This window comes from Streptomyces sp. NPDC005402, assembly GCF_040606575.1.
Lineage (GTDB): Bacteria > Actinomycetota > Actinomycetes > Streptomycetales > Streptomycetaceae > Streptomyces.
The window spans coordinates 218,929-239,609 of the sequence record NZ_JBEXFB010000015.1 but is presented as its reverse complement, the minus strand read 5'-3'; the positions used below and the strand labels follow the sequence as shown (position 1 = coordinate 239,609).

General features: G+C 71.3%; 17 protein-coding genes and 1 tRNA gene. 10 read left to right on the top strand and 8 right to left on the bottom strand.

Translation table 11 applies throughout. From position 1 onward, the window contains the following. Position 1: 1 nt before the first annotated feature. On the bottom strand, positions 2–853 hold the full coding sequence (locus tag ABZT02_RS28215; RefSeq protein ID WP_356022071.1) for a fused MFS/spermidine synthase: 852 nt from the start codon (positions 851–853) through the stop codon (positions 2–4). 117 nt (positions 854–970) lie between these two features. Further along, a complete protein-coding gene (locus ABZT02_RS28210; protein WP_356022069.1) occupies positions 971–1,351 on the bottom strand; it encodes a hypothetical protein in 381 nt (126 codons plus the stop codon). 265 nt (positions 1,352–1,616) lie between these two features. On the opposite strand from ABZT02_RS28210, the gene ABZT02_RS28205 reads away from it, so the two are divergent. Next, on the top strand, positions 1,617–3,032 hold the full coding sequence (locus tag ABZT02_RS28205) for a tetratricopeptide repeat protein (protein WP_356022066.1): 1,416 nt from the start codon (positions 1,617–1,619) through the stop codon (positions 3,030–3,032). 89 nt (positions 3,033–3,121) lie between these two features. Here ABZT02_RS28205 and ABZT02_RS28200 read toward each other — a convergent pair whose 3' ends face one another. Continuing rightward, positions 3,122–3,718: a histidine phosphatase family protein gene (locus ABZT02_RS28200; RefSeq protein ID WP_356022063.1), complete on the bottom strand. Its 597-nt coding sequence runs from the start codon at positions 3,716–3,718 to the stop codon at positions 3,122–3,124. A gap of 209 nt (positions 3,719–3,927) precedes the next feature. Between ABZT02_RS28200 and ABZT02_RS28195 the strand changes: the two genes are divergently transcribed. The 7 genes from ABZT02_RS28195 (at position 3,928) to ABZT02_RS28165 (ending at position 10,169) form a co-directional block, all read left to right on the top strand. Next, on the top strand, positions 3,928–4,881 hold the full coding sequence (locus tag ABZT02_RS28195; protein ID WP_356022061.1) for a phosphatase PAP2 family protein: 954 nt from the start codon (positions 3,928–3,930) through the stop codon (positions 4,879–4,881). Then, positions 4,832–5,953, top strand: a complete 1,122-nt coding sequence (locus ABZT02_RS28190) for a hypothetical protein (protein ID WP_356022058.1) — start codon at positions 4,832–4,834, stop codon at positions 5,951–5,953. The genes ABZT02_RS28195 and ABZT02_RS28190 overlap by 50 nt, the downstream gene beginning before the upstream one ends. Next, positions 5,944–7,536 (top strand): hypothetical protein, encoded by a 1,593-nt coding sequence (locus tag ABZT02_RS28185; RefSeq protein ID WP_356022056.1) that lies wholly within the window; start codon positions 5,944–5,946, stop codon positions 7,534–7,536. The genes ABZT02_RS28190 and ABZT02_RS28185 overlap by 10 nt, the downstream gene beginning before the upstream one ends. Beyond that, positions 7,533–8,888 carry an AAA domain-containing protein gene (locus tag ABZT02_RS28180; RefSeq protein WP_356022054.1) on the top strand — a complete coding sequence of 452 codons (1,356 nt, stop codon included), beginning with the start codon at positions 7,533–7,535 and terminating at the stop codon, positions 8,886–8,888. Before ABZT02_RS28185 ends, ABZT02_RS28180 begins: the two co-directional genes overlap by 4 nt. Positions 8,889–9,022: 134 nt before the next feature. Continuing rightward, positions 9,023–9,391 (top strand): hypothetical protein, encoded by a 369-nt coding sequence (locus tag ABZT02_RS28175; protein ID WP_356022052.1) that lies wholly within the window; start codon positions 9,023–9,025, stop codon positions 9,389–9,391. A 126-nt stretch (positions 9,392–9,517) separates the two neighbouring features. Further along, positions 9,518–10,105, top strand: a complete 588-nt coding sequence (locus ABZT02_RS28170; protein ID WP_356022050.1) for a bifunctional DNA primase/polymerase — start codon at positions 9,518–9,520, stop codon at positions 10,103–10,105. Beyond that, a tRNA-Lys gene (locus ABZT02_RS28165) sits at positions 10,096–10,169 on the top strand. Before ABZT02_RS28170 ends, ABZT02_RS28165 begins: the two co-directional genes overlap by 10 nt. A 200-nt stretch (positions 10,170–10,369) precedes the next feature. Here the strand turns inward: ABZT02_RS28165 and ABZT02_RS28160 are convergent. Beyond that, the gene (locus ABZT02_RS28160) at positions 10,370–12,397 is read right to left on the bottom strand and encodes a S8 family serine peptidase (RefSeq protein ID WP_356022047.1); all 2,028 of its coding nucleotides are present in this window, start codon (positions 12,395–12,397) and stop codon (positions 10,370–10,372) included. Positions 12,398–12,972: 575 nt separating this feature from the next. Between ABZT02_RS28160 and ABZT02_RS28155 the strand changes: the two genes are divergently transcribed. Continuing rightward, on the top strand, positions 12,973–13,650 hold the full coding sequence (locus ABZT02_RS28155; protein WP_356022045.1) for a hypothetical protein: 678 nt from the start codon (positions 12,973–12,975) through the stop codon (positions 13,648–13,650). A 70-nt stretch (positions 13,651–13,720) separates the two neighbouring features. Here the strand turns inward: ABZT02_RS28155 and ABZT02_RS28150 are convergent, their stop codons facing one another. From ABZT02_RS28150 to ABZT02_RS28140, 3 genes are all read right to left on the bottom strand, one after another. Beyond that, a complete protein-coding gene (locus tag ABZT02_RS28150) occupies positions 13,721–14,161 on the bottom strand; it encodes a hypothetical protein (protein WP_356022042.1) in 441 nt (146 codons plus the stop codon). Between the two features lie 97 nt (positions 14,162–14,258). Beyond that, a complete protein-coding gene (locus ABZT02_RS28145) occupies positions 14,259–15,761 on the bottom strand; it encodes a tyrosinase family protein (protein WP_356022040.1) in 1,503 nt (500 codons plus the stop codon). Positions 15,762–16,036: 275 nt separating this feature from the next. After that, a complete protein-coding gene (locus ABZT02_RS28140; RefSeq protein WP_356022037.1) occupies positions 16,037–17,320 on the bottom strand; it encodes a M6 family metalloprotease domain-containing protein in 1,284 nt (427 codons plus the stop codon). A gap of 283 nt (positions 17,321–17,603) precedes the next feature. On the opposite strand from ABZT02_RS28140, the gene ABZT02_RS28135 reads away from it, so the two are divergent. Further along, a complete protein-coding gene (locus ABZT02_RS28135) occupies positions 17,604–19,418 on the top strand; it encodes an EAL domain-containing protein (protein WP_356022034.1) in 1,815 nt (604 codons plus the stop codon). Here the strand turns inward: ABZT02_RS28135 and ABZT02_RS28130 are convergent. Beyond that, positions 19,415–20,545, bottom strand: coding sequence for an LLM class flavin-dependent oxidoreductase (locus ABZT02_RS28130; RefSeq protein WP_356022032.1), 1,131 nt, complete (start codon positions 20,543–20,545; stop codon positions 19,415–19,417). The two genes, ABZT02_RS28135 and ABZT02_RS28130, sit on opposite strands and share 4 nt — an antisense overlap. Positions 20,546–20,681 lie beyond the last annotated feature (136 nt).

Sequence of the window (20,681 nt, the reverse complement as noted above, 5' to 3'; positions counted from 1 at the left end):
GTCAGCGGAACACGGAGGGCGGCGGCGCAGGGGAGGCCACCGCCTCGGCGTCCGTCACGGGTACGGCCCCTCCGGTGAAGTCGATGAGTGTCCTGCCGTGTTCGACGCGGCCCGGGTGCGGGTCGGAGGCGGCGCGGCGGGTCAGTTCGGCGATCGGCAGGGGGGTGTCGGAGGCGACCAGTACGGCGTTGCCGAAACGTTTGCCGCGCAGGACCGTCGGGTCGGCGACGAGGGCGAGTTCGGGGAAGCGGGCGGCGGCGGTGGCGATCTGGCCGCGGAGATGGGCGAGCGGCGGTCCGTCGGCGAGGTTGGCGGCGTAGCAGCCGCCCGGCTTGAGCGCCCTTCGGACCTCGTCGAGGAACTCGGTCGAGGTGAGGTGTGCCGGGGTCCTGGCTCCGCTGAACACGTCGGCGATGACGAGGTCGGCCCATCCGTCGGCGACCTTGGCGAGTCCTTCGCGGGCGTCGAGGGACCGCACCCGTATCCGCGCGGTCGGCTCCAAGGGGAGTTTCTGCCGGACCAGTTGGACGAGGGCGGCGTCGCGCTCGACGACCTGCTGGGTGGAGCGGGGGCGGGTGGCGGCGAGGTACCGGGCGAGGGTGAGCGCGCCTCCACCGAGGTGTACGGCGTGCACGGGTTTGCCGGCCGGGGCGGCGAGGTCGATGACGTGGCCGAGTCGGCGCTGGTACTCGAAGGAGAGGTGGGTCGGGTCGTCCAGGTCGACGTGGGACTGCGGTGCGCCGTCGATGAGCAGCGTCCACGCGTGGGTGCGCTCGCGGTCGGGAATGAACTCGGCGAGACCGCCGTCCACTGGTTCTACGACGGCTTCGGCGGACCTCCTGGACTTTCCCACTCCGCCATTATCCGGGGCGGTGGATGGTCGCGCTTGCGCGGGTCGGCGGGGGTTGATCGCTCACACGCGGCGGAGCCGCGCATCGATCACGTCCCCGCGCCTCTGGACAGGTGCCGGTCACCTGCAATTGTCCGCGGCCTCGATGAGTCGTGCCGCCTCGTCCAGTGCTGCTCGCAGAACCGCGGGGTCCGTCGCCAGGTCGGCGTCGCCCGGGGGCAGCAGCCAGTCCGATCCCTCCACCGGAGGCTCCGGAGTCAACCGCAACCCGCGGCCGTCCGTCTCCGTGCACGTGCTCCCCGGCACATCCCAACCCGCCGCGGTCCCCGGTGGCACCAGGAACCCCAACGTCTGGCCACCGTCGTCGTGCAGCACCGGTCCGACGCCCTCCCCCACCCCCCGCCGCAGGATGTCGACGGCCTCCAGGCCGTGTCTCGTCGGCACCGTGACCACGTCACAGGACACCGACGTACAAGGATCGACGCTCTGGCTGATCTCCATCGCGGCCTCCACCAAGGAACCCTCGTCCGACTCCGACCGGTTCAACGCGCGCCGGCGTCAACGGCTACGGCCGAAGTCCGCCGCAAAGGATGGCAGTTCATGGCGGATCCCGGATGAGATATCCGGTTTGTAGCCAAACCCCGCATGGCGACCCGGACACAACAGGTACGTTCTTGCCCGCCGGAAACAGGGCGCCACACTGACAAACCAGTCAACTCGCCCCGCCTCCGGCATGGTTCGACGGTTCGCACGAGAGGACCCGGCCATGGCGTCGTCAATGGTGACCTCGTCCCAGTCCCCCACACCACCGCGGCCGAACCTCGCGTTCCGGCGCCTGCGCGGACAGCGCTCGCCGGCCGAGTTCGCCGCGGCGGTGCGACGGGCCGCGCGCGAGATCGGCGAGAGCGTCAGCTGCGACGCGCGCTATGTGGGCCGCGTCGAGGCGGGCGAGATCCGCTGCCCCAACTACGCGTACGAACGGGTGTTCCTGCACATGTTCCCCGGCCGCACGCTCACCGACCTGGGCTTCGCCTCCCGGGCGTCCGTACGCGGACGCCGGACGCGCCCCACGAATGAGACACCGGGGGCGTACGAGCCGTATGACACGCAGGACACGGAAGACACGCAGGACCCAGACGAGACGTACGACAACTACGAGGAGAGCGACGTGCTGCGTCGCGCATTCATGACCGGCGGGGGCGCCACCGTCGCCGCCGCCTCACTGGGCCCCTTCGGGCTCGCCCTCGACGCCGAGGCCGCCGGACGGCGGGTCCGCCGCGCCGGGTCGGGCGAGGCGGGTGCCCTGGAAGAGGCCGTGCGCAGAATCCGGTTGCTCGACGACCGGCACGGCGCGGACGGCCTGTACCAGCGTGCGGCGGCCCCACTGCGCGCCGCCTACGCGCTGCTGGACGCCGGGGCGACCCGGCAGACGACCGCCGACCGGCTGCACTCGGGCGCGGGTGAACTCGCCATCTCCGTGGGCTGGCTCGCGCACGACTCCGGACGGTTCGACGACGCCCGCTCGCACTACGCGGAGGCGCTCGCGACCGCCCGGGTGACCGGTGACGACGCCCTGGAGGCGCACGCCTTCTGCAACACCGCCTTCCTCGCGCGCGACGCGGGACGGCCACGTGAGGCGGTGCGGGCCGCGCAGGCCGCGCAGCGGGTCGCCCGGCCCCTGGGTTCGGCCCGGCTCATGTCCCTGCTCGCGCTGCGCGAGGCGGGTGGCTGGGCGGGGCTCGCCGACCGCACCGGGTGCGAGCAGGCTCTCGCCCGCGCGCAGGCCTACTTCGAGCGAGGTCTCTCGGACGCCGACCCGGAGTGGATGAGCTTCTACGGCGAGGCCGAGCTGGAGGGCCTGGAGGCACAGTGCTGGTCCACGCTGGGCGACTGGCGCCGGGCCGCCCGGCACGCGCGGCGCGCGGCGGATCTCCAGGACCCGCACTTCACCCGCAACCTCGCGCTGTACACGGCCGAACTCGCCGACGACCTGGCCCGGGCCGGCCGCCCCGACGAGGGTGCGGCGGCGGGGCTGCGGGTGCTGGAGCTGCTGGGCGAGGTCCAGTCGTCCCGCATCCAGACGATGCTGGCCGCGACGGCGAGGGTGCTGTCGCCTCACCGGCGGGCTTCGGGGGTGTCGGCGTTCCTGGAACGCCACGCGTCGATGCCGCGGACGGCGTGAGGGGAGGCGTTCGGCCGGGCCGGTGGGCTGGTCGCGCAGTTCCCCGCGCCCCTAGGTCGGTGCACCGGCCACGACGAACCCGCACCCGACTACGACCCCAGATGCCCCAGGTCGTTCCAGCTCTCGATCGCCGGCTCCCCGTAAGCCCAGCCCAGCACAGACAAGGACGTCGGATTCAGCCGCACCCGCGCCGCGAAGTCGAGCGGCAACCCCAGCCACCGAGCCCCGATGGACCGCAGGATGTGCCCGTGGGCGAACACCAGCACATCCCGGTCCGCCGACCGCGCCCACGCGACGACCTCGTCCGCGCGAGAAGTGATCTCCGCGAGGGACTCCCCCTCGGGGACACCGTCCCGCCAGATCAGCCACCCCGGCCGCACCGCCTGGATCTCGTCCGGGGTCATGCCCTCGTACGCGCCGTAGTCCCACTCCATGAGCGCGTCCCAGGTGGCCGCGCGCTCCCCGAACCCGGCGAGTTCGCAGGTCTCACGCGCGCGTGCCAGCGGGCTCGTGCGTATCTCCACCGCGGGAAGGCCGTCGTACGGGGCCCGGTGCAGCCGCTCGCCGAGCAGCTTGGCGCCCTGCCGGCCCTCCTCGAGGAGTGGCACGTCGGTCCTGCCGGTGTGCTTGCCGGACAGCGACCACTCGGTCTGTCCGTGCCGGGCCAGCAGGATGCGCGGTGCCATGGAGAAACCTTTCCGGGGAAAAGCGGAGGCGGAACCTCTCCATCATCGCGCACGCTGTCGGAGGGCAACCCGACGGGCGATCTCAGCGTCTTTGAGGGCCGAAGGCGCTGCGTGGGGGCAGTCCACAACGCCCCGCACATACGCCGTAAAGTGGCACGACCGGACGACGACCGCCGGACGCCGCGCGAAACGAAGGGGGACAGGATCGGATGCCGCTGACCGAGACACCAGGCACCGAGGCAGTCCCGGAGACGCGGCTGCGCTGGTGGACCGAGCTGCCACTGATCCTGTTGGTGTACGCCTGCTACAGCGCCGGCCGGCTCCTCGCCAGGGGCGATGTCACGGGCGCCGTCGACCACGGCCTGGCGATCCTCAAGATCGAGAAGGTCCTGCACCTCAACGCCGAGCACCCGCTCAACCGGCTGTTCACCAGCCAGACCTGGATCGGCGTACCGGCCGACTTCTGGTACGCCTCACTGCACTACCTGGTCACACCGGCCGTCCTGATCTGGCTCTTCCGCTCCCGCGCCGTGCACTACCGCGCGGCCCGCACCTGGCTGATGACGTCCACGTTCATGGGGCTGATCGGCTTCACCCTGCTGCCGACCTGCCCGCCCCGCCTCCTCTCGGCGAGCCACGGCTTCGTCGACACCATGGCCCAGTACAGCTCGTACGGCTGGTGGGGCGGCGAGGCGAGCGCCCCTCGGGGTATGGGCGGCATGACGAACCAGTACGCGGCGATGCCGAGCCTCCATGTCGGCTGGGCGCTGTGGTGCGGGGTCATGCTGTGGCGCTACGGCAGGACGCGTACGACGAAGGCAGCGGCCGTCGCCTACCCGCTGATCACCACGATCGTGGTCATGGGCACCGCGAACCACTACTTCCTCGACGCGGCCGCGGGCGCGGCGGTGATGGGGCTCGGGTTCCTGCTCGCCCCGTACGTCAGCCGGGCCGCGGAACGGGCCACGGCGGGCGTCCGGGCCCGGATAGCCGCCGTCTCCGGCGCCTCTCGGGACACAGAGCCCTCAATTGTCAGTGGCGGATGCCAGACTTCCGCGGGTGAGCACATTCCACGGCAGCGCGAGTCACGCTTCGGAAGCGGAGTCGAGCCGAGTGCCGCTCCCACGGACGCGGGGGACGGCGCTCCGGCAGCGGCTCGCTGAGCTGCGCGGGCCCGAGGTACCGGCCAAGGCACTGGACGCGCGCGCCCTCGCGGCCCTCGCGGCGAACCCGGGGTGCGAGCGGCGCGCGATCCTCGACGGCGCGGGGGTGGACAAGACGGCGCTGGCGAGCGCGCTGGGTTCGCCGGCCGCCTTCGGGCAGTCGCAGTTCGCCCTGACGCGGGGCAATGCCTTCGAGGCGAAGGTCAAGGCGGACGGCGGCGCGGAGCTGCTGCGGCTGGTGCACGAGCGGCTGGACCGGGGCGCGGAACCGCCCACCGACGCCCAGGTCGCCGACCTCACCGCGATCGGCCCCGAGGGCCGCACCGCGCGTACGGCACTCGCCCTGCGCGAAGCCTCCGAGGCGCAGGGGTGGACGCTGCTCGACCACCCCATGCTCGCGCTCGCCGTCGCCGGCTCCCCCGCCTTCCTGGAGCCGGACGCGGTGGTGGTGCACCCGGACGGCAGCTGGACGGTCGTGGAGATCAAGTCCTTCCCGATGCTGGACGGTTCGGCGGACCCGTCGAAGGTGGGCGCGGCCGCCCGCCAGGCCGCGGTGTACGTCCTCGCGCTGGAGGAGGTCGCCGCCCGCCTGGAACCGGCTCCGAAGGTCCGCCACCGGGTGCTCCTGGTCTGCCCCAAGGACTTCTCCAACCTGCCCACCGCCTCGGCCGTCGACATCCGCAAGCAGCGCGCGGTCACCGCCCGCCAGCTGGCCCGTCTCACCCGCATCGAGGACATCGCCGAGGCCCTTCCCGACGGCACCTGCTTCGCCCCCGATCTGCCCGCCGGTGAACTGACGGCAGCGGTCGAGTCCGTCCCGGCGACATACGCCCCCGAGTGCCTGTCCGCCTGTGAACTGGCCTTCCACTGCCGGGACCGCTCCCGCGCGGCCGGCGCGGTGACCTCCCTGGGCCGCTCGGTCCGCGCGGAACTGGGCGGACTGACGACGGTCGAGGAGGTCCTGGCCGCGGCCCGCGGCGAAACCGGCGATCCGGACGATCCGGCGGTGGCGGCCCTGCGCCGGGCAGCCGAACTGCGCGCGGAGGCGCTGGGGGTGACCGCATGTCGCTGATCGCCACCCTCGCCCGCCTCGAAGCCGTCAGCACCGGCCGCGCCCAGCCGGCCGCGACCGTACGTCACCGGCGCCTCTCCGACCGGCCCCTCGTCCTCGTCCCGCTCACCACCGCGGGCGAGGCCGGTGCTCCGCTCGGCGCGCTCGTGGGCACCGACCGGGACGCCCCGCACCTCCTGGTCGTACCGCAGCCGCGCGACCGGGACCTCAGGTTCGCGTTCCTGGCCGAGCTGGCGGACATCGTCCTGCCGTACGTCGACGGGTACGCCGAGTCGGTGGAGGCCGCCGAGCGCAGCGAGACCGATCCGGAGACCGGCAAGCGGGTCAAGGTCGAGGTCGAGCTGTGCGCGGACGCCCCGCAGCTGATCCTGCCGAGTCGCGCGGGCATCGATTTCGTACGGCTGCTCGGGCGGTCCATGCGTTTTCGGCGTACGGCGGAGCAGGACCCGGAGACCCCGTACCCGGCCCCGCCCCGGGTGCCGTTGCTGGGCCGGTGGCTGACCCACTTCGGGGAGCGGGCCCGGGTGCCGGGCTCCTCGCTGCTGCTGGCGATGACGGACGTGCTGGCCCGGCACTGGTCCACCGGACAGTCCACCCTTGAGGACCAGCACCTGGGCGCGCTGCTCGCGTGGATCGACCCGCCCGCGGGCCGCTCGGGCGCCGAGGCCGCCCTGGAGGCCGAGCTCGCCCGGGACGACCGCGGCCAGCTGCTGCACCCGCCCGCCGGTCCCGCCACCGACCCGGCGTTCGACAACAAGCTGCTCGCCCCGGCCCTGGAGCGCTACGACCGCGCGCGGACCGCGCTCGCCGCCGCCGAGGACGGTCTGGAGGCCGACGACCGGCTCGGCGCGCTCACCGCCGCCGAGCAGGAGATCCGCGCACTCGTCGCGAGCCGCACCCGCCCCACCTGGGACGCGGTGTGGCGGGGCGTGGACCTGCTGCGGGCGCTGCCCGAGGGGGCGCATGTCGAGGAGCGGTGGACGCGCGACCGCTGGTCGTTCACGAGCCACCGCGACCGGGTTGTGGCGGGCGAGCCCCCGCAGCCGCGCCGCGACGACGCGGTCACCGCCGCCAACAAACTCGCCGCGCGCGAGCGCGAACAGGCCCGCCTGGAGGCGCAGGAGGCACTCGACGACCCGTTGGTGATGGCGGGGCGGCGGCTGTCCGGGGAGGCGTTCGCCGGGGAGGTCACGGACGTCGTGATGACGTACAGCGAGGGCAAGCGGCCGAGCCCGCGCCCGCTGGTGACCGTACGGACCGAGGACCGGCCGCATCTGGGCGAGCGGGCCAAGGTGTACCGCTCCCTTGGCGGCAAGCCCCAGTCGGCCGAGTTCGTGGGGTCCGAGGAGGAGGGCGCGCTGATCGTCCTCAAGATCCTCGACAAGATGGGCCGCGGCAAGGAGCCGGAGACAGGGTCCGTGCCCGAGAAGGGCGACCGGGTGTGCTTCACGCTCTTCGAGCACGAGCAGCGCGGCGGCGCGAAGCTGCCCGACCCTGAGGACACGCCGTGGACGCACGGCGGGCCGCCCGGTGAGGCCGGGCAGGAGCATGCCGATCCCCTGACCCCGGAGGACGTGCTGTGACCACCCAGGCCCCCAGGGGCCACCGGGCCTTCGACCCCGGTGCGGAGGCCGCGCGGGCCACCGACGCGATCCTCCACGACACCCTGCACGGCACCCACCGCGGTGTCGTCGTCGACTCCCCGCCCGGCGCCGGCAAGTCCACCCTCGTCGTCCGTGCCGCTCTGGAACTGGCCGACGCGGGGCGCTCGTTGATGGTCGTTGCGCAGACGAACGCCCAGGTGGACGACCTGGTCATCAGGCTCGCCGAGAAGAACCCCGAGCTGCCGGTGGGGCGGCTGCACAGCAGTGACGCCGACCCGTACGACAAGGCGCTGGACGACCTGCCTCAGGTCCGCAAGTCGGCGAAGGCGGGTGATCTGACCGGGCTGCCCGTGGTGATCTCCACGGCCGCCAAGTGGGGGCATGTGAAGGTCGACGAGCGGTGGGCGCACGCGATCGTGGACGAGGCGTACCAGATGCGCTCCGACTCGCTGCTGGCCGTGGCGGGGCTGTTCGAGCGGGCGCTGTTCGTGGGCGACCCGGGGCAGCTTGACCCGTTCGCGATCGTGGGCAGCGAGCAGTGGGCGGGGCTGTCGTACGACCCCTCGGCCTCCGCGGTGACGACCCTGCTGGCCCACAACCCCGAACTGCCCCAGCACCGCCTGCCGGTGTCCTGGCGGCTCCCCGCCTCGGCCGCGCCCCTGGTCTCGGACGCCTTCTACCCCTACGCGCCCTTCCGCAGCGGCACCGGCCACGACGACCGCCGGCTGGCCTTCGCGGTCCCGTCGGACGGCTCCGGCCCCGACCGGGTGATCGACGCGGCGGCCGAGTCCGGCTGGGGCCTGCTGGAGCTGCCCGCACGGCACACTCCGCGCACCGACCCGGAGGCCGTACGGGCGGTCGCGGCGGTCGTACGGCGGCTCCTTGACCGGGGCGGGGCGGCCACGTCGGAGCGCTCACCGGACCCGGCTCCCCTGACGGCCGACCGCATCGCCGTCGGCACGGCGCACCGGGACCAGGCGGCGGCGGTCCGCGCGGCGCTGACCGACCTCGGCGTCCCGGACGTCACCGTCGACACGGCGAACCGTCTCCAGGGCCGCGAGTACGACGTCACGGTCGTCCTCCACCCGCTCTCCGGCCGCCCCGACGCCACCGCCTTCCACCTGGAGACCGGCCGCCTGTGCGTCCTGGCCTCCCGCCACCGCCACGCGTGCATCGTGGTGTGCCGGGCGGGCGTGAGCGACCTCCTGGACGACTACCCGTCCACGGAACCGGTCCAGCTGGGGACGCTGGTGAAGTTCCCGGACGGCTGGGAGGCCAACCACGCGGTGCTCGCGCGGCTGGCGGAGCATCGCGTCGCCTGGAGACCGTGAGCGGGAGCACCGCGGGGGCCGTAGACCCTGGTACCGCCGCAGCCCCCGGCCCTCTTGCACGGGCGCGGGACAATGGACGGTGGCCCTCCACAGGCGGGCCGACGGTACGGACGAGGTACGAGGAGGATGAAGACATGGCGGAGCCCACGCCGCGTCGGAACGAGCCGCGGCTACGCCCCGCGCCCCTGCTGTTCGAGCCCGCGCAGGTGGCCGACGACCCGGAGCACTTCTTCGACCTGGAGTCGATCGACGACCCGCGCGCGCTGCTGGCCCGGTCCACCGAGCTGGCGCACGCCTTTCGCGCGGCGGCGGACCGTGCGGTGGAGTTCCAGGCGATGGCGGCGGCCCAACTGGCCGACCCCCGGCGCTTCGACCGGCTCACGACGGCGGACATCGCCGAGCGCGCCGAGTGGACCGAGGACTACGCGAAGAAGATGGTCGAGTTCGGCCGGGATCTGTTGCGCGGCGCGGAGGGCGGGGCGGGGCACGCCGACCCGGTCTGAGCCCAGCCGCCGTAAAGAAGCCCTGGCATATGCCAGGCGGGCAAGATACCCCTGACTCCTCCCTCCTGTCCCGATTTCCGGCAACCCTGAGGAACCGTCCGCTCACGCCCGGTAGATGTATCCGGCATGAGCACTCGCGACGAACCCTTCTCCGACCGCTTCGACGTCTCCGGCGTCACCTCGGACGGGGCCGCCTGGCTCGCCTCGGCAGGAACGTATCCGCGCAGCACCCTGTCGTTCTGGGAGGAGCGCCCCGCCGCCCCGGTCGTCCTGCCCTGCGGCACCGTCTTCGACGTGGTCAGCGCCCCCGCGATCTTCGGACGCCGGATGCTCGACCGGCTGTGGGACGAGGGCCCGGGTTCGGGGCCGGTGGCGACACTCCGGGGCCGGATGCTGCTGTTCGCGGCGCCGGGCACGGCACAGCGGCTGCCGTCCCTGCTGCGCTGGGAGGAGTTCGGCCGTACGGCCGCGATCCCGCCCCTGCTGTGCCACGGCACCGGCGACGCGGTGACCGTCCCACCGCCGCTCAGTGCCGCGAAATCCGCGCTCACCTCGCGCTGGCTGGTCGCCCCCGACACCCGTCACCCCTGGCTTCCGGGCCCGGAAATCCTGCTCTGGGCGGCCGTACGCGCGGCCCGCACCGCCGTGCGGATATCGATTTTTCCCCCGGCCGATCAGGATGCTAAGGTCTACGACGTCAGCAGGCGCCGCTAGCTCAGTTGGTTAGAGCAGCTGACTCTTAATCAGCGGGTCCGGGGTTCGAGTCCCTGGCGGCGCACAGACAGTGAAGGCCTCCCGCGAGTGCGGGGGGCCTTCATTCTTAACGGCACTGCAGGGCGGCCGGGGGTCCGGGGGTTGCCCCCGGGAGACACAGCATCAGCGGTCCGGGGTTCGAGTCCCTGGCGGCGCACCATCTGCGACCTGGGCGTTCTCCTCTTCGGGAGAGCGCCTTGGTCGTTCTCAGAGTCGGCTCACGCCTCAGAGGATGCGCCAGGCGACGGCGTAAGGCTGGGCGAACCGGGTGATCCGGTGGGCCCTGACGACGACCTCGGCCTCCCCGGCGGGAATCTCCCGCCACAGCACCTGCTCGACGTTGTTGACACGGTCGAATCCTGGGTCCGTACCCATATTGCCGTGGTGCTCCTGACCGTCCGCCCGGACGATCAGGTCGAGGTCGTTCTGCAGGGCCGCGCCAGGGGGATCAGTCCAGACGAGGGTGACCTTCAGAGTGTGGGCCGCCCCCTCCGGGATCGGGATGGCGAACGCTCGCTCTTCTCCCTGGTCCAGCTCCTTGGCGTCGATGAAGCCGGCCCGGCCGGCGTCGGCCGGCAGGACGACGGCACGCTGGAGGTTGACGATGCCGAAACCCGAACTGTTGTTGGGGGAGGCGCCCGCTTCGGTGGGGCTGTACTGGCCGGCAAGTTCGTCGGCCCCGTTGACCAGCATGGCCTTGATGAGCGCGGCGCTGGGCTTCGGCGTGCCGTTCTTCACCAACGTCTCGCGCAGCACCGCCACACAGCCGGCGACCAGTGGAGTGGCCATACTGGTACCGCTGTCGAACATGTACGCGGGGTCCGTGGAGACGCCGAAGAGATGGCCGTCGGGAGCCACGCGCGAGCGGGTCGACAGGATCGACGTACCGGGGGCGACGAGAGTCGGAGAGATCCGGCCCTCCTGGGTCGGGCCGCGGCTGCTGAAAGCCGCCAACCCGCTCGGGTTGTCCGCCATCCGGTCGCCGTGGATCGGCGGGGCGGGGAACGAAAGCGGTCTCAGCTCGTCATAGGTGCGGGAGATCTCGGGGCGGTTGCTTTCACTGGCGCCGACCGTGATGACGTTCTTGGCCCCGCATTCCCCGCTGACGGAGCGCAGGTTGACGCGACCGTCACCGTCGCGGTCCGTGCCCTCGTTGCCTGCGGCGAAGCAGATGACGAAGTCCTTCTTCTCCCAGACCATCTGATCGGCTTCGGCCGCGCTCCGGTTGTAGGGGAGCCCGGGGGTGGTCGGGCCCCACGAGTTGGTGTGGATCCGCGCCCCGTCCTCCAGGTAGGGCGGCCTGAACAGAGTGAGCAGGTTCTTCGGGATGCCGGTGAGAAAGCCGTCCTCGTCGATCAGGGACTGCAGGACCAGTCTCGCTTCGGGAGCCGTACCGGTGACGGCACCGCCCATCGACGCCGATGTCCCGTCGCCGAGGACCGAACCCGCCACATGGGTGCCGTGCCCGTCGGGGTCGTCCGTCCGCGCGGGGCTCTTACGTCCCAGGGCGATCAGGCGTTTGACCCGGCCGTTGAAGGCTGGGTGCACATCAGTGACCGACCCCTTGTCGAAGCCGGTATCGGCGACGCATACGATCTGGCCCTCGCCGCGGAACTTCGTGCCGTTCAGTGACACCTGAGCGTGCATCAGCGTCCCCGCGACGGTGTTGTACAGCATCCTCTCGGGGACTTCCTCGACCGTCCGCACCTCGTCGAGTGCGGCCAGTGCGACCAGGTCCTCCTCACGGACCGCCGCGCGCAGCTTGCCGTGATCGGGCCGTACGTCGCCGGGGCTGATGCCGGCTGCCGCGGCGATCCGATCCCGTACCCCGTCGTTATTCGCGTCGACATCCTCGTGGAAGACGATGTCGACGGTACGGGTCCGAGGGCCTGCCGCCTCGACGGGGTCGGCCAGCACGGCGAGACCCGGGCGGAGCCGGCCCGACCGGAGCGACTGGGCGATCTTGAAGCCCTTCAGGTACACATCCGCCCAGGCCACGAAGGGCAGAGCGCGCACGGCAGCCAGGTCCGTGGGCCGGTAGCCGCACAGGTAGGTGTCGTCCGGAACGTATTCCTGGATCACCACGCCGAGTGCCGCGAGTTGCTCCTTCTCTTCGGGCGTCGGCGGGTGCGTGGTCTGGACGAGCAGGTAGTTGGACTCGGTGGCGTCTTCGGACGTCAGCGAATGGGTGGCCATCTCATGGGCCTGGGCCAGCGGGTCCACCGTGACGCCGTTGATGGTGATACGGGACATGTCGAACTCCCGGAGGGTACGGGTGAGGGTGATGGCGCGCACGGGGCCGCCGCGGCTCTCGCCGCCAGGGCTCAGGTTGGCGTCGACCCGACCGGAGCCTGTCCGGGACGGTGGCGCGCCGGGCTGCGCGGTCGCTTCTGTTCAGCCCACACGCTAGGCGTGCTGTCGCCGGCCGGCACCTGGAGCACCCATGAAGGCCCCTGTCCGGGTCCAATGTTGCTCCGGAGGGGGGCATTTCCCGCCCTGCAGGTGCTTTGGCGTGCGTGTACGGCGTCTCGGTCGGCCCTCGCCTGGGAGTCGGGGCCGCCCTCACCCGTATGCCCCGTGGAGCAGCCCGACAGCATGCGGCTGGGCAGGACATGCGGCAGCGTCACGAAGGCATGGCCGCCGTGCCTCCCGTGTCGCAGCCCGGCGGTTCAGCTCTTCCTCGTAGGGCTCCGGGGCCACGGCTGGGCGACGTTCCTCGTGCCCAGGCTTGATGACTTGATGAAAGGCGAACGGTGGTCGGTCGTACGGTTACCGAGGCAGGGGCACAGTCCGCGCTGCCTTGGGGAGCGTTCGGCCCGGGGCAGTACGTGGGGCTGGTCCTGATCGCCGCAGGAACGCTCCTCGGGGCTTGGTCGGGGCGGCGTTGGTCGCGTCACTCGACGGTGCTGCTCGGGGCCGCGTCGGGAGTGCTGCTGGCAGTGGCCGGCGTCGACATCGTGCCGCATGCGCTTCACGAGGCGAACGAGGCGGGGCTGTCCGGCTGGGTGGTGCCAGTGACCGTGCCGACGGCTTTCGCGCTTGCCTCGGCGGGGTCCCTGATGCGCGGGCGGGGTGAGCCGGGGCGCCTCGTGAGTGCCGGGACAGCGATGGGCCTTGTGCTGCACCGGATGGTGGAGGGCATGACGGTCGTCCTGCTGGCCTCGGTTCCCGTGGTGGCCGCGCTGGTCGTGCACTCCGTCAGTGAAGGACTCGCGCTGACGGCGGTCTTGGATACCCGGAGCCGACGGCGCCTGACTCCGTGGCTGATCGCCGTCTGCCTGAGCCCGCTCGTGGGCGGCTTGATCACCGAGACGGCTCCCGTTCCGGAGTGGGTGCATGCACTGCTGCTCGCGGCGGTCGCGGGGGTACTGCTGCGGGGTGCGTGCACGGCCCTGGCGCTGGCCCAGCGCCGGCGGTCGAGCGGGGAGTTGGCGGCTCCGACCGTGCTGCTGGCGCTCGGGTCTGCTGCCATCATCACCATGACGGCCGTACTGGTCCTGCACTGACCGCGGCGGCACGCCGATCCGGCCCGAGCCCTCCGGCACGGAAGAGCAGGAGCCGGACCGGCCTTCCGCGTCAGGCCTGGCGCTTCACCGCCAGGAAGCTGGCCGTCTGTCCGGCCCTGGCCAGGGTGGCGCCGCTCCCGTGATCCTCGGCGCGCAGTACCGTCCCGGCGAGGGTCATCAGCTGGCCGATCCCGATGTCCCAGTGGCGCAGGATGACGCCGTCGTACTCGTAGTGGAAGTCCGCGACGGGGCTACCCGGCCTGCCCTTGCCGGTCAGGGTGAACGCGAAGGGAGACGCGCCAGATGCCCGGCCGACCATATCCATGCCGATGGTGTCGCCTCCCGGTTCCCCCTCCGAGAAGACCAGCTCACCACTGACGGTGCCGTCCGGTTCGGCGGTGAGCCTGAGCTCCAGCTGCGCGAACCGGAGTTTGTTGAAGTCATCGACGGGCTCCGGCCGGTTCAGGAAACTCCGGTATGTGTACGTTCCCGTCAGCTCTGCTACGTCCATTTCGCCTCTCCCGAACAAGGGCGCATGCCGTGAGTGAGCGTGCCGCAACTGCCGAACGGGTGACGTTCTCCGGTCCGCCCGTCCGGCGTCCGGATGGTCATGCCTCCTGCACGAGCAACCGCGCGTTGATGGTGGGACTGCCCGCCTGTGTGAGCGGGAAGGCCGTACCGATCTTCTCGGCGTGCCCTGGCACATCGATACGGACGGACAGCGTCCGGTCAAGAAGCCGGTCCTGTGTCATCCGGAAGTCGATGTTGACGATGCCGTGATGCACACAAGTCGCACATTCTCGCGGATCGTCCGGTTGGAAGAAGAAGCGCTTCGCGATCGTCTCACCGTCGGCTAGCAGACTCACGACGAACGACCCTGGGATGTTCAGCCGGTGGATCCCCTTCACGCGCACCGAGACCGGGTCGGTGCTCCGGAACGCGAAGGTGCGGGCGGCTTCCATGCTTCCAGACAGGTTCTCCAACACGCCCTCCGCGGGGCTGACGAGATCCAGCCGATCGTACGAGACTTCGGTTTCGATCATCTGCTCGGTGGTCGCGCTGAACGGCGGCAGTTCGTTGAACGGCGCGGTGAGCCAATCGGTGTTCTGCCCCAGGGTGGTTCGGAAGCCGGTCAGCGTGGTCGCGCCGACGCGTGTCTGCCAGCTCAACCAGAGGCGGTCGAGGTTGCAGTGAAAGAACCAGAACACCGGGTCGTAGGACGCGACATTGGGGTTGCCCATCGTCGGTCCGATCGATCCGTGGCCACTGTCATGGGCCTGGATCGAGAAGTCCTGGTAACCGTTCACATCGGACGCGCCCCACACCGACTGGCTCAATGACGTGGCGAGGTCGGCCAGGACCTCGAAGCCCGTCATGTTCTGTGCGATGTCGGCGACCGGGAAGCGCTGAGTCGTGTACGGAAAGAGTCCGGTCACGGGGTTCGGCGTCACGGCGGCGCCGGGATCGGCCGGCAGAACGTACTCGTCGAACGGCGGATGCTGCAGTCGGTCCGGCAGCTCAGTGGTGATGTCCCAGTAGGGAAGCGTCACCTCCTCACAGCCCGGGACGGAGCGCAGCGCGTCCTCGAACACGCGCAGGTACTGGCGGTGCCAGGGGATGAAGCGGTCCTCGTGGTGCAAGCACCAACGCTTCGGTAGACCGTGCTTCCCGGCCAGGACGAAGTAACTGTCCGCAGCCTCCGGGGGGCGGGCCATCAGACCGGTGAACGCTGCCGTCAGCAGGTCGAACTCGGCGTCGCTCAGCGTCGTGACGTCCTTGCGCAGCCGAGTCGGGACCTGTCCGTCCGGCGGTGGCTCGACCGGCGTCACCGTACCGAGCGGAAATCCGCTGACAATCCAGTTACGGAACGTCTGCGAGCGTTCGGCACTCCATTTTCCCGCTGCGTCGGGGGGCATCTGTGCGTTGGGCGGAGCGGTTTGGGCGTGAATTGCCAGCGCGTTGCTCCTCACCCCGTCGTAGGTGCCGAGCTCGATTCCCTTGGTGGCCATGTGATCCACGTCTTCGGGGCGGAAGAAGAAGCGGATGTCCGCCAGATACGTCGGCGCCGCAACAACTTGGTCGACGATCGCGCTGTTCTCGGTCGCAGTCATACTTCTCCTCTGTACCAAGGGGCATCTGCCGCCGGAGTTGAGGGAGCCGGGGGTTGATTCGTCCCATGACGCTCCGTCGGGAATGCCCCACAGTTAGGTGTCACGCGCCTTGGGCGTGAAGTGGGAAAGCTCGACACAGAGGGCTGGGCGGGTGGCGACGACGCTCACCCTGGCGGGTGCCCCTCTGGGGCTGCAACTCCATGCAAACACTGGCAGAGCTGTGTTGCCAGTCGGAGATCCGGCAGCCCGTCTGTCATGCATTCGGGTATCCGCCGCTATCGGGGCGTGATCTCCACATCCCACGCCCCCGTCGTCGTCCGCCCCGTCACCGTCACCCGGACGTTCTCCCCCGGCACCTTGAAGCTCTCGCCGACGTCGACGGGGGCGTCCGCGAGTGGTGGATAGACGGAGTTCTCCCAGCAGGCCTCGGTGCGGGGATGGGCGTCGATCACCTGGATGGGGCCGCCGCCGGACGCCGCGCCGCTGTGGACGCGGTAGACCAGCACCCCCTGCCGGCAGACCGCCACGTCGTTGCCCATCGCCCCGCGCGCCTCGAAGGCGAGCGCGCTGTCGGCCCCGGTGCGCACGACCGCGAGTTTCGTGCCGCGTCCGAGTCCGAAGATCCCGGCCCGGTCGGGGCCGGCCCCCACCGGCTCCAGCGTCAGCCGCACCGGTTTCGGCCCCCGCACGCACACCACCTGCCGCCGCTCCAGCCAGCCCAGCTTCCACTTGTGCCAGGCGAACAGATCGGGGGCCAGTCCGAACTGGCTGCCCATCAGGTCCCAGTCGCCGACGTAGGTGTCCCAGTCGCCCTTGCCGTCCATCGGCCGGTGGTACAGGTCCGGCAGGTCGAAGACGTGCCCGGTCTCGTGGGCCAGCACCAGACGGTCCGGCGGGTGCTTCTCGAAGACGGTGACGACCCGGCGGATGTCGGTGCGGTCGGCCCGCAGCGGCACATCCAGGTTGACGACCTTCGTGGCGTCCGAGTCGACGCCGGGCGCGTCCGGATCGGCGACGAAGTAGACGACGTCGTAGCGCGAGAAGTCGACCTGCCCGTCGGCCACGGCGAGCGCGTCACGCAGATAGGCGCCCCGGTCCGCGGCACTCCAGTCGCGCTGTATGGCGTACGCCGTCGACGGGCGCGGCATCCGGATCCAGTGCCGCAGCGGGTGCGGGCGCAGCGTGAAGCGGCCGTAGGAGGCCCGCTCGAAGAATTGGGTGGTACCCGGGAAGTGATCGGCGGTCAGCTGGGCGGGGGTGGTCATCGGCGAGGCGTCCGGGAAGGACAGGAAGACCATCACCGCGTCCAGGGCGCGGGCCGGGCGCGGATAGGCGGCGTTCCAGGTGTCCAGGCCCTCCGAGTGGTGGGCCTCGGTGCGTTCCAGGGTGCAGGGCGCCGCGGAGAAGGGTCCGGCGACCGAGGGGCCGGTGATGAGGGAGGTGGCGGCGAGGGCCGCCATGGTGGTGAACACGGCGGCGGTGCTGCGCAGTCGGGGGCGCGGAAGAGTGCGCGGAATCGAGCACGGCAACGGGACCTCCGGGAGCGGTTCACGGGACACCGCACCCAGCCTGTGTGAGTTTGTGGTGGTACGCCCTGTTTATCTGCACCGGACGAGTGAGTCCCCGTGACCTGCCAAACCGGCCGACACCCCGAATCACTCACGGAACGTCACAACCGGTCCCGGTGCTGAAGAACCCGTCCAGCTGTGGGCAGAAACGATCTGCCAGAAGGGGTTGCCGGTCCCCGAGACCGGGCAATGGCTGGAAGGGCCTGGGGGCAGCCTCTATGATCGGCACACTTTCCTGCGCGGACAGCGATCGAGTGCACTGCGGGAGCTAGCGGTGAACGGAACGTCCGAAGGGCCGGCGGCCGCGGCAGACCTAAACAGGTCAGCCGTTACAGAGAGTGACATCGCGACACCTTTTCGTCCCGATCCCCCGTCGCATCGGGCGGCCTTCGCGGCAGCGCCGCTGGCCATGGCCGTGGTGGACCGCGAGGGCACGGTCGTCGACGCCAACCCCGCCTTCGGCGAGCTGCTCGGCGCCGCGCCGGCGGAGCTGACCGGGACTCCGGCCGCCGAGCTGGTGGACCTGGCCTCGGACACCCGCACCTGGCACGCCTACCGCGAGGTGCTGCGCGGCCGCCATGCCAAGCTGCGCTGCAAACGCCGGCTCAAGCATCCCGACGGGCACTCCATGTGGGCGCAGATCACGGTCACGCCGCTGGCCGCGGACTCGCACGGCTCCCCCGGGGTCCTGCTCTCCGTCGCCGACATCACCGCCCGCCGTGAACTACAGGCCAGGTTGCGGCACTTGCAGATGCACGACCCGGTGACCCGGCTGCCCAACCGCACGCTGTTCTTCGAGCGGCTCACGGCCGCGCTGGAGCCTGAGTCGTACCAGCAGGGAGGTACGGGCCGGATCGGGCTGTGCTATCTGGATCTCGACGGGTTCCAGGCCGTCAACGACACCCTCGGCCACCGGGTCGGCGACCGGCTGCTGGCCGCCGTCGCCGAGCGCCTGACGCGCTGCGCGGACGAGGCCGGTCAGGGCCGGGCGACCGCTCCGCTGGTGGCGCGGCTGGGCGGCGACGAGTTCGCGCTGCTCGTCGAGGACTCCACCGGTACGGAGCAGCTCGCCGACCTCGCCGAGTCCCTGCTGAAGGCGATCCAGGCGCCCTTCGACCTGTCCGGCCACCGGATGTCGGTGTCCGCGTCGATCGGGGTCGTCGAACGGCAGGCGGAGGGCACCTCGGCGACCGGCCTGATGCAGGCCGCGGACACCACGCTCTACTGGGCCAAGGCCGACGGCCGGGACCGCTGGACGCTGTTCGACCCCGAGCGCAACGCCCACCGCATGACCCGCCAGGCCCTCGCCTCCACGCTGCGCCCGGCGATCGAGCGCGGTGAGTTCAAGCTGGAGTACCAGCCGCTGGTGAGCATGGAGGACGGCAGGCTGCGCGGGGTCGAGGCGCTGGTGCGCTGGAACCATCCGCAGTTCGGGTTGCTGACGCCGAATCGGTTCATCGCACTGGCCGAGGAGGACGGCTCGATCGTCCCGCTCGGCCGCTGGATCCTCGCCACCGCGTGCCGGCAGGCCCGCAAGTGGCAGCTGGACCGCCCCGACGAGCCGCCGATCTTCGTCAGCGTCAATGTGGCGGTCCGTCAGGTCTGGGACTCCGACCTGGTCGCGGACGTGGCGCAGACCCTCGCGGAGACCGGCCTGGCCCCGCACCTGCTCCAGCTCGAACTCACCGAGTCCGCGGTGATGGGCTCGGCGGGCCGCCCGCTCCAGGCCCTCCAGGCGCTGAGCGACATGGGCGTCGGCATCGCCATCGACGACTTCGGCACGGGCTACTCGAACCTCGCCTACCTGAGCCGCCTCCCGGTCTCCGTCCTGAAACTGGACGGCTCCTTCGTACGGGGCTTCCAGTACGAGGGTGAGGGCGTCCCCCCGAACCCGGCCGACGAGGTCGTCGTCGAGGCGATGATCCAGCTGGCCCACCGCCTCGGCCTGACCGTCACCGCGGAGTGCGTCGAGACCTCGGCCCAGGCCAGCCGTCTGCGCCGCATCGGCTGCGACACCGGCCAGGGCTGGCTGTACTCGCGGCCGGTGTCGCCGGATCGTATCTCCGGGCTGATGGGCGTGAAGGCCTAGGAGGCCGCGGAGCCCGTCGAGGCCGTGGGGAGCCCGTAGGCGTCCGCGAGGAGCTCGTAGGAGCGCAGGCGTACGTCACCGCTGTGGGCGTTGCCCGTGATCATCAACTCGTCGGCGCCGGTGCGCTTGTGGAGGTCGTCGAGGCCGGAGCGGACCTCGTCGGCGGTGCCGTGGACGACGTTGGCGTTCCAGGAGTTGGCGAACTCCTCCTCCATGGGGCTGAACTCGTAGGCCTCCGCCTCCTCGGGGGTGGGGACCAGGCCGGGGCGGCCGGTGCGCAGCCGGATCATGTTGAGTACGGCGGCGCGGACCTGGCGGCGGGCCTCCTTCTCGTCGTCGGTGGCGAGGGCGGAGACGCCGATGAGGGCGTAGGGCTCGTCGAGGACCGCGGAGGGCCGGAAGGACTCGCGGTACAGGTCCAGGGCCGGGATGGTGTTCTGCGCCGAGAAGTGGTGCGCGAAGGCGAAGGGCAGGCCGAGGGAGCCGGCCAGCTGGGCGCTGAAGCCGGAGGAGCCGAGCAGCCAGAGCGGCGGGCGGTGCGGGGACTGGACGCCGCCGGGCGAGGTCGCCTGGACGGGGCCGGGTACCGCGTGGATACGGCGGTAGGGATGGCCGTCGGGGAAGTCGTCGTCCAGGAAGCGGGTGAGCTCCATGAGCTGCTCGGGGAAGTCGTCGGCGCCCTCACGCAGGCGGTCGCTGCGGCGCAGGGCGGCGGCGGTGGCGCCGTCCGTGCCCGGCGCCCGGCCGAGGCCCAGGTCGATGCGGCCCGGGGCCATCGCCTCCAGCGTGCCGAATTGCTCCGCGATCACCAGCGGGGCGTGGTTGGGGAGCATGACGCCGCCCGAGCCGAGCCGGATGCGGGTGGTGTGGGCGGCGAGGTGGGCGAGGATCACCGCGGGCGAGGAGGACGCCACGCCCGGCATGGAGTGGTGCTCGGCGACCCAGTACCGGTGGAAGGCCCGGGACTCCGTGAGCTTGGCGATCGCGACGCTGGTGCGCAGGGCGTCGGAGGCCGTGCGTCCGGCGCCGACGGTGACCAGGTCGAGTACCGAGAGAGGTACGGGGGCGGTGCCCTGTGCAGTACCTCGGATCTCGTCTTCCGCCACGGTGGGGTGCCTCCTGCTCATGAGCCGTGTGCTGTCGTCCTGACCACAACAGGAGAGTGTCCCCGGTTATTCCCGGGCGCGGTCGCATGCCCCCTGGAGCCCCATCTTCCGTATCCCGTACGGCACTTGACCGCTTGCCGCAGGGGTCCCCGGGTAC